Source organism: Acidisoma cellulosilyticum (assembly GCF_020621385.1).
Taxonomy (GTDB): domain Bacteria; phylum Pseudomonadota; class Alphaproteobacteria; order Acetobacterales; family Acetobacteraceae; genus Acidisoma; species Acidisoma cellulosilyticum.
In genome coordinates this window covers 174,543-186,294 of sequence record NZ_JAESVA010000004.1, presented here as the reverse complement: position 1 = coordinate 186,294, position 11,752 = coordinate 174,543, and the positions used below count along the sequence as shown (strand labels likewise).

The following is an 11,752-nucleotide window of genomic DNA, read 5'->3' as shown; positions in this document are numbered from 1 at the left end:
AGGCGAAAGATGAGTGCCACAGCCGCTATGAGTGCTGCCCGCATGCGGAATTACAGCCTGACCGGGGAAGATTCCCGTCTCGCCGTGGAGAAGGGGCTCAGCGCCGCCTCCTGGTATGCGACGCCGCTGCCGCGGGCGCAGCTGAAAGCGCTCATGCGCCGCAGTGACGGGCCGGCCATCCGCGACACGCTGCTGTGGTTCACCCTGCTCGCCGGCACGGCGGCAGGGATGATCGTCTTCTGGGGTTCCTGGTGGGCGCTTCCCTTCGTCATCGCTTACGGCGTGCTCTATGGCTCGTCATCCGACAGCCGCTGGCATGAATGCGGCCACGGCACCGCGTTCAAAACGCGTTGGATGAATGACGTCGTCTATGTCATCGCCAGCTTCATGCTGCTGCGCGAACCGACTGTCTGGCGGTGGAGCCATGCGCGGCATCATACCGATACCATCATCGTCGGGCGCGACCCGGAAATCGCGGTGCCGCGCCCGGCGCAGGTGATGAATGTCATCCTCAACATCTTTTCGTTGAAAAGCGGCCCCGCTTCGCTGCGCCAGATTGTCCTGCATGCGCGCGGCCGTCTGACGCCGGCGGAGATGACCTATATCCCCGAGATGGAGCGCCCCAAGGTCTTCCTGTATGCGCGACTCTACATCGCCGTTCTGCTGGCTGTTGTGGTCGCCTGCCTGGCACTGCATTCCATCCTGCCGGCCATGGTGATCGGCCTGCCGACCTTCTACGGCGCCTGGCTGCTGATCGTCTTCGGGATCACGCAACATGCGGGCCTGCAGGAAGACGTTCTGGATCACCGGCTGAACAGCCGCACAATCTATATGAACCCGGTCTTCCGGTTTCTGTATTGGAACATGAACTATCATGTGGAGCACCACATGTTTCCCATGGTGCCCTATCACGCCTTGGCCGCCTTGCATGAAGCCGTGAAGGCGGATTGCCCGCGTCCCTATAACGGTCTGTGGGAAGCTTACCGCGAAATCATCCCGACCCTCTGGCGGCAGCGGCGTGACCCTTATCATTTCGCGCGCCGCACCTTGCCCGAAACCCGCACGCAGTAGAGCGTTTCCTGTTCGCTTACGCTCACAGACGCCGCTCTAGTTTATTGTTTTTGCGAGCATCTTTACCCGGCAGATGATTCCATCTGACCGGGATCTGCTCTAAGGACCGACCATGCAATATGCGGATTTCGCGCGGAGTGGCCAGAAGGTCAGCCGGCTCGGCTTCGGTGCCATGGGTTTCGCGGGCTGGTTCGGCGCGCAGAGCGAGGCAGACTCGATCCGCGCCCTTCACCTCGCCCTCGATCGTGGCGTGACCTTCATCGATACCGCGCGGGGCTACGGCGAATCCGAATTCATCCTCGGCGTCGCGCTCGGCCAATGGCAGGGCGAGAAGCCTTTCGTCGCGACCAAGGTCGAAGGGCTCGCCGGCATCACGCAATGGGGAACGCCGGTTCCCGCCGAGGCCGCCTTTCCCAAAGGCCAGGTCACAGCCTCCTGCGAGGCATCGCTCCGCGCCATGGGGCTGGATCATGTCGATCTTCTCCAACTCCATACCTATTGGGCCAATTGGGGCATCGACGGCGATTGGATGGAGGAGCTGCAGACCCTGAAACGCCAAGGCAAGGTCAGGCAGATCGGCATTTCGGTGCCGGATCATCGCTCCGACATGGTGCTGCCCATCGTTGCCAGCGGTCTCATCGACAGCGTGCAGACCATCGTCAATATCTTCGACCCCACGGCGCTGGAAGTGCTGGTGCCTTTCTGCGTGACGCATAAGGTTGCGGTCATCGCGCGCTGCATTCTGGATGAGGGCGGCCTCACCGGCTTCCTGACGCCCGACACGGTCTTCGCGGAGGGCGATTTCCGGCGTGACTATTTCGACGGCACGGTGCCGCGCAGCAGCTACATCGAAAAAGTCGCGGCGCTGGAGGGATTCATTCCAGCCCATGCCAGTTCCCTCGCGGCACTCGCCATCAAATTCGTCCTGGCAGACCCCGGCATCACGACGGCCATCACCTCCATGCATGTGCCCGCCTTCGCCGAAGCGAATATCGCCGCGCTGGATGAGCCGCCCTTGGACAGTAAGACTTTCCGGCTGCTCGCAACCCGTCATCGCTTCATCAAGAACTTCACCAACGTGAAGCATTTCGGCAAACCATGACTGAGATCGTCGCTTGGGCTGAGCTTAAGCCCGCCGAGTTCATCGCCCGCCGCGATACTTGCCCGGTCGTCTATCTGCCGCTCGGCTTGTGCGAGCCGCACGGCCATGTCGCGCCCTTCGGTCTCGATACCATCAAGGCCGATTATCTGGTGACGGAAGCCGCCCGGCGTTTCGGCGGAATCGTCGCCCCCACCATGGCCTATCACATCCATGAAACCGGCTATCACGCGCCTTGGCTGCGAAAGGTCATGGGTGGCGTCAATCCGCTGCTGGCGGCCTTGCCACCGCATCTGATGCTGGAAACGCTGCTCTATCAACTCCGCGCCTTTCACAATGCCGGCTTCCAGGCTGTCGTCGTCATCTCCGGCCATAACGCCAATCAGGCCGATCTGCGCATGGTGGCCGAGGCTTTCGCCGCCCACCATCCGATATCCCATTTCGTCCGCAGCGACCCGGAACTCGTCGCCGGGCGCTATCAGGGCGACCATGCCGGGCGCTATGAACTGTCGCAGCTCCTCCATATCCGCCCCGATCTCGTCGCCATGGACCGCGCGTCCTGGGTGACGACCGACCCGCTCGGCCGCTTCGCGCAAAACCCCGATGTCACCGAAGCGACCGCCGCGGAAGGCAAAGCCATCGTTGAAGCCTCCATCGCCGCCATCGGCGACGCTGTCCATGGGTTTGCCCTGGATCGCGGGCCGCAGGCCTTCCTGCCCATGGCCGCGATGGAGCCGATCTGGGCGGGGATCGCGGCGCGTCGGGCAGACTGGGTGACGCTGCGCGGAGACGAAGGCTGATGGTGACGCTCTTCGGCCAAAGGCTCGACCGCCGGGACTTGGCAGCGCGCTGCGGCAGCCTTTCCCAGTTCGCCGGCGTCCGTCTGTTGAGTTTCGCGGATGGCGCGGAACGCGGCGTAAGGCTGCTGGAATTCCGCACCGGCACCGGGTTGCGCTTCACGGTCATGATCGACCGCGGCTTCGATATCGGCGATTGCGAGCATCGCGGCCGTGCCATCGGCTGGCATTCCCCGGTCGGCTTTCCCCATCCGCATCTGGCCAGTCCTGAAGGCGAGGACGGGCTCGGCTGGCTGCGCGCGGCCTCAGGCCTGCTCGTCACCTGCGGTCTCGACCAGATCCTCAGCGCTGAGGAGACGAGCGCCGATCACTTCGACTATCCCGGCCGCCGTAAGGTGCGCACGACGTTGCATGGTCGCGTCAGCATGCTGCCCGGCCGTCTCACCGGCTATGGCGAAAGCTGGGACGGCGATGACTGCGTGCTGTGGTGCGAAGGCGTTGTGCAGCAAGTGGCGCTGTTCGGCGAGAATCTGCATCTCATCCGCCGGATCGAGGCCCGCATGGGATCGGACGAGATTCTGATTCAGGATCGCGTGGTCAATCAGGGTTTTTCACCCACGCCGCATATGTACCTCTATCACATCAATCTCGGCTATCCGCTGCTCGATGACGGTGCGCGCTATGTGGCACCCATCGGCGAAACGCTCTGGGCCGCCCATGCCGGAGCGGAGTACGAGCGCCAAGGCATCGGCTACCGCACCATGGGCGCGCCCAGCGCCGGTTTCCGCGAACAGGTTTGGCAACATGCCATGCAGGCCGATGCCGAGGGGCTGGTTCGTGTCGCGCTGCTGAATGACCGCCTCGGTCTCGGCTTTGAGGTCGAGACGCGCGAGAGGGAATTTCCCTGCCATTTCGAATGGCAGAACCTCCGCTCAGGCTCATACGCGCTCGGGATCGAGCCCGCGACCAATCATGTCCTCGGCCGAAACTTCGCGGAGGAACGCGGCGAGCTGATCTGGCTCGGCGAGGGGGAAGCGCGGCAATACCGCACCGTGCTGCGCGTGCTGGACGGCGCCACCGCCCTGAAGGCGTGCGAGGACCGCATCCGCACCACGGCGATCGCGCCGGCCCAGGACTATCCACGGCCGACGGGCCGCTTTGCGCCACTCACCCGCCCCTGAACCAAGGCTCGGGTTACGAAGCATAACGAAGGCAACCCGTCCGCCTGGGCCAAGCGCGCCTACCCGCTGCCCATGAGACAGCGCCAGCAAAAAAATCGCATGGGCTTGGGAATAAAGCCGACGGGCCTGCGGTCTATACAATCAGGAGATCGACGGCGGTTCAGGCAGTCAAGACCGCCAGCACCGTCGACCACCGCAACGCTGCACAGTTGCAGCCAACCGGTTTAGGAAAGGATTTTTGCTATGAACATCACGAAGATTCTCGGCGCCGCGCTCACGCTGTCGATGCTGGGTGGTGCGGTTGCATCCGCGCATACGGTGCCGCAGCCCCAGTCTCAGGCAGCCACCATGTCAACCCTGATGAATGCGGCACCGACGGCGGTGCTGGCATCCAACTTCGCCCAGCCCAGCAACCTGGCAAATGCGCCTAAGCCCATGCTGCTTGCCAAGACATTGCCGCTGGCCAATTTCGGGCAGTGGGACGAAGCCGCTTCGGAAAACTGATCCCGTCAACGACTAGAGCGTTTAGCTAGATTTTGTCAGGGATCATTGGAATCATCCCTTGCCCTGTCATGGCCGGTCCCCGAGCATGACGATAGTGCGGGCGCGCTTCAGTTAAAATCAGACAAAGTCCAGGGCAGGCTTCGCACATAGAACAGTGCGGGGCCTGCCTTTTATTATTGATGATGCAATGTCGCCGTCGGCGTCTCACCGAACGCGTCTTTATAGCTTCGGCTGAAATGACCGAGATCGGCGAAGCCGAACAGGAAAGCAGCTTCGGTGATGGAGCCGACCTGCTTCTGTCGCAAGGCATCGCGGCTGGCCTTCAATCGTTCCGCCCAGACCCAGCGCATGGCGGTGGTGCCCATCGCGCCGAACATCCGGTTGAGGCTGCGGACGGAGACACCGCCGATCTGCGACAAACTTTGCGGTGTCAAATCCCTGTCGCCGATATTGGCACGAGCGTAGCGCAGCACCTTGTCCAGCCGAGCGGAGGCCGCCACATCGCTCTGTTCTTCACGGAAGACATCGCACATGGCGATCAGCACATCGATGATCGAATTCGCCAGCCGCGCGCCGACCAGATTCTGGCTGAGATCGCTGAGGTCCAGCCTTGTCGCTTCCGTGATCATGGCGGACAGCATCGGCGCCAGTGGCGCCGTGCAGGGGAAACTGACCGAGACCAGATCGCGCGGCTTGCCCACACGCTGATCGAACAGCGCCTTGGGGATTTTGACCAGCCGCGTCTCGGCATCCAGATCGTATTGAAAGGCGGCCGAACTGTCGTACAGCACGATATCGCCCGGCCCTTGCACGGCCCGTCTGCCATATTGATTGAGTTCACCTCGGCCGCGGCTGAGCAGACTCAGCATATAGACGTCCTGATCGTCGCGCCGCACATCGGCCGCATCGCGCGACCAGAAATGTAGCGGCGCCCGCAGCTCGCTCACGCGCAGCGGCCCCAGATCCTGGCTGACCAGCCGGGCTTCGAAGGACTGGTCCCGCACCTCGGTCCTGGCGGAGGCGGTCAAGTATTTGCCGCAGACGACATCCTGCCAATAGGCGAAGCGCTCTTCCGGCCGGACCGAGGCTGTATCCTCACAAATCTTGACGATGGCAGCCTCCTGTCAGGAAGTGAACAATATCAGTGACTTAAAAAATTACGCTCACAGCGGCCGCAATATGGCCGTCTGAGGCAAAAAGCTTGGCCCGCACAAGCAAGCACGAAGCCACCAAGAAGCGCAAAGTTTAAGCAATAGGATCGTGGCATGCTATGCCGTGAATGCTTCCGCCTAAAAAACCGCCATAGGAGTGCAGGATGCACGACATCCATGACGAAGGCCGATACACGACGGATATCGCCCTCCGCGTGAAGGCGATGGAAAGCCTGCTGGTCGAGAAAAACCTGCTCGATGCCAAGGCCGTCGATAAGATCGTCGATCTGTACCAGAACAAGATCGGCCCGCGGAACGGCGCCCGCGTCGTCGCCCGCGCCTGGACCGATCCCGATTACCGCACGCGCCTGCTGGAAGACGGCACCGCTGCCGTCGCCGAGCTTGGCTATACCGGCGTGCAGGGCGAGGAAATGGTCGTCGTCGCGAATACCGATGCGGTCCACAACGTCACGGTCTGCACCCTCTGCTCCTGCTATCCCTGGCCGACGCTGGGACTGCCGCCCAACTGGTATAAGGAAGCGCCTTACCGCTCGCGCGTCGTCATCGATCCCCGCAGCGTGCTGGCCGAATTCGGCGTCACCCTGCCGGAAACGACCCAGGTTCGCGTCTGGGACAGCAATGCCGAGCTTCGCTACATGGTGCTACCCATGCGCCCGGAAGGCACCGAAGGCATGAGCGAGGATGAACTCGTCGCCCTTATCACCCGCGATTCCATGATCGGCACCGGCTTCCCTCTTAGCCCCAGCGCCTGAGAGGACCGCCCGATGAACGGCATTCATGACCTCGGCGGCCGGCACGGTTTCGGCAAAATCAATATCGACCCCGAGCAACCCATCTTCCGCGCGGAATGGGAGAAGCGGATGTTCGGCATGTTCATCCTCGCCTTCGCCGGCGGCTTCTTCAATGTCGACAAGTTCCGCCACTCCATCGAACAGATGGACCCGGTGCATTACCTGACCTCGGGCTATTACGAGCATTGGCTGCATGCGTTGGAGCATTTCGCGGAAGAGCACGGTGTCGTCACCAAGGCCGAACTCGAAGCGCGCATGGCCGAACTCGCGCAGGAGGCCGCGTGATGGTTTCGAAATTCCCGCTCGACGGTGTCGATGAGCTGATCCGGACGGGCGCCAATTATCACAGCACCACCGATGCGACGCCCCGCTTCAAGGACGGCGATCTGGTCCGCGCCGTCAATATCAACCCGACCACGCATACGCGGCTGCCCGCCTATGCGCGCGGCAAGCTTGGTAAGATCGTCAAGAATTACGGCGTCTATGTCCTGCCCGATGCGGTCGCCCATGACCTCGGGGAGAAGGGACAATTCATGTACAATGTCGAGTTCGAGGCGGGTGAGCTATGGGGCGATGATGCGCCGCATCCGGCCGATAAAGTCTATCTCTCGATGTTCGAGGATTACATCGCACCCGAGGGGGTTTGAGCCATGGTGCCTGATTTCAAAAGCACCGTCGGCCTGCCGCAGGACGCGGAAGGGCCGGTCTTCGCGGCCCCGTGGGAGGCAGCGGCCTTCGCCATGGCCGTGAAGCTCTGTGAAGACGGCCATTTCACTTGGCCCGAATGGGTCGCCTGCTATTCGGCCGAAATCGCTGAGCATGAGGCCGAAGCCCATCCCGGCGAGACCATTCATTATTATGAGATCTGGCAGGAAGCGCTGGAGAGCATGCTGGCGCAGAAGGGCCTGATCGATCTGCACCAGCTCGATCATCGGCATGAGCATTTGCGCGATCATCCGCCGCATCACGATCACGCCGCCAAGCGCGAGCCTGTAGCGATCGCCTGAAAGGCTTCGCTGGCCGCGCCGCACCGTACCAAGGACAAGCCTATGACCACGCCGATGGAATTCGCCTCTCTCACCTCGGTGTCGGATCGCATCCGCCTTGGCGCATTGACCTCTGCCCAGCTCACGCAGGCGATGCTCGACAGGATCGCAGCGCTCGACCCGATCTATCGCAGCTTCACGACCGTACTTGCCGACCGTGCCATCATGCGAGCGGAGCAAGCCGATGCGGAGATCGCCCGCGGCCAATGGCGCGGGCCGCTGCACGGTGTGCCGATCGCCGTCAAGGACCTGTGCAATACGGTCTTTGCCCCGACCGGCGCCGGCACCAAACTGTTCCGCGACTGGATTCCCGGTCACAACGCGACCGTGGTGGACCGGCTGGAACAGGCGGGTGCCGTCATCCTCGGCAAGCTCAGCATGACGGAAGGCGCCTATACCAGCCACCATCCGGATAATCCCGGGCCGCTCAACCCCTGGGGCCGGGACCACTGGGTCGGCTCCTCCTCCACCGGATCAGGGGTCGCGACGGCCGCCGGTCTCTGCTACGGCGCGCTCGGCTCCGACACCGGCGGATCGATCCGCTTCCCCTCCGCGACCTGCGGCCTCACCGGCATCAAACCCACCTGGGGCCGGGTCAGCCGCTACGGCGTTTTCCCTCTGGCGGCGTCGCTGGATCATGTCGGCCCGATGGCGCGCAGCGCCGCCGATTGTGCCGCATTGCTCGGCGTCATTGCCGGCCTGGACGCGCATGACCCGACGACCCTGCCGGACGAAGTGCCGAACTATCTCGGCAGTATCGGCGACAGCATTCGTGGGCTTACCATCGGCATCGACCAAAGCTTCATCAACGACGAGATCGATCCGCAGGTTGTCGCCGCTGTCGCCGCAGCCGAACAGGTGCTCATCAACCTCGGCGCGCGCATCCGCGATATCGCAATGCCGCCGACGACCAGGCTGATACAGGGCTGGATTCCCTTCTGCTCGGTCGAAACCGCCCTCGCCCATCGCGAGACCTATCCCAAGCATCGGGATCAGTATGGGCCGGACCTGGCGGCACTGATCGAACAAGGGCTTGCCGTCACGGGCCCGGAACTCGGCGCGATCTACCATGAACGGCTGGCTTTCTCGGGCGCTCTCAAGACCGTGTTCGAGGCGGTCGATCTCATTCTGGTACCGACCATGCCGGTGCCGATCCCAAGCCTCACCCGGATGGGGGAATACGGCAAGGACCCGACGGTGCTTGAACGGATCCTGCGCTTCACGGCGCCCTTCGATTTCTCGGGCAGTCCCACCATCACGCTGCCGAGCGGCATCGACACCGCGGGGCTGCCGCTCAGCCTGCAACTCGTCGGCCGTCACAATGCGGAGGATCTGCTCTGCCGCGCCGGCCATGCCTTCCAATCCGTCACGGACTGGCATAAGCGCAGACCGCCCCTGGCCAATTGACCAGCCAATTCCGGCAAAGGCTTTTCATTGCAAGGCTGCCACGCACTATTAAAAATGCCAGGACTGGGCCTCTAGCCTAGCTTCTTTTGCGTCATCGGTTAGCCTTGGCGGATGACGTCCATAAAAGAATCGACGCAGCCGAGCTATAATCATGCTCAAATCCTGCGAGTCATCACCGGTATCATGCTCTGCATGCTGCTGGCGGCGCTGGATCAGACGGTCGTCATCCCTGCGGTTCCCGCCATCGCGCATGATCTGCGAAGCTATGATCATCTCGCCTGGATCGTCACCGCCTATCTGCTGACCTCCACAGCGGCGACGCCGATCTTCGGCAAACTGTCGGATATCCACGGCCGCCGCGCGGTGATGAACCCGGCCATCGCCATGTTCATGATCGCTTCCGCCCTTTGTGCGCTGGCGCAGAATCTGCCCGAGCTGATCATCGCCCGTGGCTTGCAGGGCATCGGCGGCGCCGGGCTGTTCGCCATGGCCCAGGCTTCCATCGCCGATGTGGTCTCACCCCGCGAACGCGGGCGCTATCAGGGCTATCTGGCCGGCACCTGGGCGGTCGCCTCCATCGCCGGCCCCGTCATCGGCGGCTATGTCACGGAAGGGTTGAGCTGGCGCTGGATCTTCTGGATGAATCTGCCGCTCGGTCTGCTTGCCATCTTTCTCTGCGACCGGGCGCTGCGGCTGCTGGTCGTGGTGCCGAGGCCCAGCCGGATCGACATCCCCGGTGCGCTGTTGATGACCGGTGCCGTCACCGCTTTGCTGCTGATGTTGAGCTGGGGCGGCACGGCCTATCCCTGGCTGTCACTACCGGTCGTCCTGGTCGGTCTGCTCGGCCTGCTGATGCTCGGCGGTCTGGTGATGCAGGAGCGGCGGGCGCCCGACCCGCTGCTGCCGCCGCGATTGTTCACCAATGACATTTTCCTGCGTGGCGTCTCGGTCGCCTTTTTCGGCTCGCTCGGGCTTTTCGTGGCGACCTTCCTGCTGCCGATCAATTTCCAGCTCGTCCACGGCTATGGGCCGGAAACCGCCGGCCTGCTGGTCATGCCCTTCCTCGTCTTCAGCACGGTCGGCGCCTATCTCGCCGGCCTATTGGCCCGGCGCCTCGGCAAATCAAAGATCATCCTCCTCGGGGGGCTCGGCAGCGCCATCCTCGGCTTCCTGCTCCTGACCCTTAATACGGTGGAGACCAGCGCCGTCGTCATCATGGTCGAAAGCGTCATACTCGGCACGGGGATAGGCATGTGCATGCCGACCTCGATCGTTGTCGTGCAGAATGCCGTCGAACAGCGCGATATCGGCACGGCGACGGGTTCGCTGCTGCTGCTGCGCTCCATCGGCGGCGCTTTCGGCAGCACGGTCGCGGGGTCCTTGCTAACGCTACGCTTCCGGCAATCGGAACACGCGGCCCATCTGCGCCATGCCATCGATTTCGGGGCGCTCAGCCAAGGTACCCATGCGCTGGACGGGCTGTCTGCTCAAGCGCATGACGCCATCCGCCATGGCCTGTCCTCGGGCTTCACCCTCGCCTATCTGGTCACGGCCGTTCTGTTAAGCATCGCCATCCTGTTCGTGTTCGGATTGCGCGACATCGCGCTCAGATCCTCGGCCAAGCCCGAAGGCTCGACCATCGGACATTGACCTGGCACGGCTAATCGGCAGCGACGGCGACCGTCGGCGAAACGCCCATCGCCTCGGCGATCAGGCGGAAGGACCTCAGCCGCAGGTCATGGTCATAGACATCCGAGACGATCATGAGCTCGTCCGCCTTGGTCTCGCGGATCAACCAGTCCAGCCCCTGCTTCACCGTCTCGGGCGACCCGATAATGCTGAGCTGAAGCATGCGCATCGCCTGCGCCTTTTCCATCGGCGACCAATAGCTTTCGATATCCGCAATCGGCGGCTGGCTCAGCCCGCGCGCGCCCCGAAAGATATTGGTGAAGGACATTTGCTGGGTGGTGGCCAGATAGGTCGCCTCCCCGTCCGTCTCGGCCGCAATCACATTGACGCCGACCATGGCATGGGGCTTGGCGAGCTGGGCGGAGGGTTTGAAGCGCGCGCGGTAGATGTCGAGCGCGGACATCAGCATATCCGGCGCGAAATGGGAGGCGAAGCCGAAGGGCAGGCCAAGCTCGGCCGCCAGTTGCGCGCCGAATGTGCTGGAGCCGAGAATCCATAGCGGCACCTCGGTGCCCGTCGCCGGCACGGCCTGAATGCGCCGACCGTCTGTCGCTGGGGCCAGATAGGCCTGCAATTCCAGCACATCCTGCGGGAAGTTGTCGGCATTGTTGAAGGACCGGCGCAGCGCATAGGCGGTCGTCTGATCCGTGCCCGGCGCGCGACCCAGACCGAGGTCGATACGGCCGGGGAAAAGATGCGCCAGCGTGCCGAACTGCTCGGCGATCACCATCGGCGCATGGTTCGGCAGCATGATGCCGCCCGCACCGACACGGATATGCTTGGTGCCAGCCGCGATATGCCCGATGACGACGGAGGTCGCGGCACTCGCCACACCCTGCATATTGTGATGCTCGGCGACCCAGAAGCGCTCGTAGCCCCAGTTTTCGGCATGGGCTGCCAAATCCCGCGCATGATCCAGCGCCAGGCGCGGCGTGCCGTTCTCCCGCACGCGAACAAGATCGAGGATCGAGAGTGTGGTCATCGGCAACTCCTAT

At 63.0% G+C, this 11,752-nt stretch carries 13 protein-coding genes; 11 read left to right on the top strand and 2 right to left on the bottom strand.

Features of this window, described 5'->3' with window-relative positions:
* Nucleotides 1-9: 9 nt before the first annotated feature.
* The 5 genes from ACELLULO517_RS13175 (at nucleotide 10) to ACELLULO517_RS13155 (ending at nucleotide 4,652) form a co-directional block, all read left to right on the top strand.
* Nucleotides 10-1,071 (top strand): fatty acid desaturase family protein, encoded by a 1,062-nt coding sequence (locus ACELLULO517_RS13175; protein WP_227307859.1) that lies wholly within the window; start codon nucleotides 10-12, stop codon nucleotides 1,069-1,071.
* A gap of 112 nt (nucleotides 1,072-1,183) precedes the next feature.
* Nucleotides 1,184-2,173, top strand: coding sequence for an aldo/keto reductase (locus ACELLULO517_RS13170; RefSeq protein ID WP_227307858.1), 990 nt, complete (start codon nucleotides 1,184-1,186; stop codon nucleotides 2,171-2,173).
* Complete coding sequence (locus tag ACELLULO517_RS13165; protein WP_227307857.1) at nucleotides 2,170-2,970, top strand: creatininase family protein; 801 nt, start codon at nucleotides 2,170-2,172, stop codon at nucleotides 2,968-2,970. The genes ACELLULO517_RS13170 and ACELLULO517_RS13165 overlap by 4 nt, the downstream gene beginning before the upstream one ends.
* Nucleotides 2,970-4,148: an aldose 1-epimerase family protein gene (locus tag ACELLULO517_RS13160; protein WP_227307856.1), complete on the top strand. Its 1,179-nt coding sequence runs from the start codon at nucleotides 2,970-2,972 to the stop codon at nucleotides 4,146-4,148. Before ACELLULO517_RS13165 ends, ACELLULO517_RS13160 begins: the two co-directional genes overlap by 1 nt.
* 243 nt (nucleotides 4,149-4,391) lie before the next feature.
* Nucleotides 4,392-4,652 carry a hypothetical protein gene (locus ACELLULO517_RS13155; protein WP_227307855.1) on the top strand — a complete coding sequence of 87 codons (261 nt, stop codon included), beginning with the start codon at nucleotides 4,392-4,394 and terminating at the stop codon, nucleotides 4,650-4,652.
* Between the two features lie 173 nt (nucleotides 4,653-4,825).
* On the opposite strand, the gene ACELLULO517_RS28905 is transcribed toward ACELLULO517_RS13155, so the two are convergent.
* On the bottom strand, nucleotides 4,826-5,755 hold the full coding sequence (locus ACELLULO517_RS28905) for an AraC-like ligand-binding domain-containing protein (protein ID WP_227308200.1): 930 nt from the start codon (nucleotides 5,753-5,755) through the stop codon (nucleotides 4,826-4,828).
* 212 nt (nucleotides 5,756-5,967) lie between these two features.
* Between ACELLULO517_RS28905 and nthA the strand changes: the two genes are divergently transcribed.
* From nthA to ACELLULO517_RS13125, 6 genes are all read left to right on the top strand, one after another.
* Entirely contained in the window at nucleotides 5,968-6,576 is a 609-nt protein-coding gene (nthA, locus tag ACELLULO517_RS13145) for a nitrile hydratase subunit alpha (RefSeq protein ID WP_227307854.1), read from the top strand.
* Nucleotides 6,577-6,588: 12 nt separating this feature from the next.
* Nucleotides 6,589-6,900 (top strand): nitrile hydratase subunit beta, encoded by a 312-nt coding sequence (locus tag ACELLULO517_RS28645; protein ID WP_264481491.1) that lies wholly within the window; start codon nucleotides 6,589-6,591, stop codon nucleotides 6,898-6,900.
* Entirely contained in the window at nucleotides 6,900-7,262 is a 363-nt protein-coding gene (locus ACELLULO517_RS28640; protein WP_264481490.1) for an SH3-like domain-containing protein, read from the top strand. Before ACELLULO517_RS28645 ends, ACELLULO517_RS28640 begins: the two co-directional genes overlap by 1 nt.
* A 3-nt stretch (nucleotides 7,263-7,265) precedes the next feature.
* Nucleotides 7,266-7,622 (top strand): nitrile hydratase accessory protein, encoded by a 357-nt coding sequence (locus ACELLULO517_RS13135; protein WP_227307853.1) that lies wholly within the window; start codon nucleotides 7,266-7,268, stop codon nucleotides 7,620-7,622.
* A gap of 42 nt (nucleotides 7,623-7,664) precedes the next feature.
* Complete coding sequence (locus tag ACELLULO517_RS13130; protein WP_227307852.1) at nucleotides 7,665-9,068, top strand: amidase; 1,404 nt, start codon at nucleotides 7,665-7,667, stop codon at nucleotides 9,066-9,068.
* 111 nt (nucleotides 9,069-9,179) lie between these two features.
* Nucleotides 9,180-10,718 carry an MDR family MFS transporter gene (locus ACELLULO517_RS13125; protein ID WP_227307851.1) on the top strand — a complete coding sequence of 513 codons (1,539 nt, stop codon included), beginning with the start codon at nucleotides 9,180-9,182 and terminating at the stop codon, nucleotides 10,716-10,718.
* Nucleotides 10,719-10,728: 10 nt separating this feature from the next.
* Here ACELLULO517_RS13125 and ACELLULO517_RS13120 read toward each other — a convergent pair whose 3' ends face one another.
* The gene (locus tag ACELLULO517_RS13120; protein WP_227307850.1) at nucleotides 10,729-11,739 is read right to left on the bottom strand and encodes an LLM class flavin-dependent oxidoreductase; all 1,011 of its coding nucleotides are present in this window, start codon (nucleotides 11,737-11,739) and stop codon (nucleotides 10,729-10,731) included.
* Nucleotides 11,740-11,752: the final 13 nt, after the last annotated feature.

Excerpts from the sequence above, each read along its gene's own strand:
- ACELLULO517_RS13175 (WP_227307859.1), top strand. The coding sequence starts at position 10 with ATGAGTGCCACAGCCGCTATGAGTGCTGCCCGCATGCGGAATTACAGC.
- ACELLULO517_RS13170 (WP_227307858.1), top strand. The coding sequence starts at position 1,184 with ATGCAATATGCGGATTTCGCGCGGAGTGGCCAGAAGGTCAGCCGGCTC.
- ACELLULO517_RS13165 (WP_227307857.1), top strand. The coding sequence starts at position 2,170 with ATGACTGAGATCGTCGCTTGGGCTGAGCTTAAGCCCGCCGAGTTCATC.
- ACELLULO517_RS13160 (WP_227307856.1), top strand. The coding sequence starts at position 2,970 with ATGGTGACGCTCTTCGGCCAAAGGCTCGACCGCCGGGACTTGGCAGCG.
- ACELLULO517_RS13155 (WP_227307855.1), top strand. The coding sequence starts at position 4,392 with ATGAACATCACGAAGATTCTCGGCGCCGCGCTCACGCTGTCGATGCTG.
- nthA (WP_227307854.1), top strand. The coding sequence starts at position 5,968 with ATGCACGACATCCATGACGAAGGCCGATACACGACGGATATCGCCCTC.
- ACELLULO517_RS28645 (WP_264481491.1), top strand. The coding sequence starts at position 6,589 with ATGAACGGCATTCATGACCTCGGCGGCCGGCACGGTTTCGGCAAAATC.
- ACELLULO517_RS28640 (WP_264481490.1), top strand. The coding sequence starts at position 6,900 with ATGGTTTCGAAATTCCCGCTCGACGGTGTCGATGAGCTGATCCGGACG.
- ACELLULO517_RS13135 (WP_227307853.1), top strand. The coding sequence starts at position 7,266 with ATGGTGCCTGATTTCAAAAGCACCGTCGGCCTGCCGCAGGACGCGGAA.
- ACELLULO517_RS13130 (WP_227307852.1), top strand. The coding sequence starts at position 7,665 with ATGACCACGCCGATGGAATTCGCCTCTCTCACCTCGGTGTCGGATCGC.
- ACELLULO517_RS13125 (WP_227307851.1), top strand. The coding sequence starts at position 9,180 with ATGACGTCCATAAAAGAATCGACGCAGCCGAGCTATAATCATGCTCAA.
- ACELLULO517_RS13120 (WP_227307850.1), bottom strand. The coding sequence starts at position 11,739 with ATGACCACACTCTCGATCCTCGATCTTGTTCGCGTGCGGGAGAACGGC.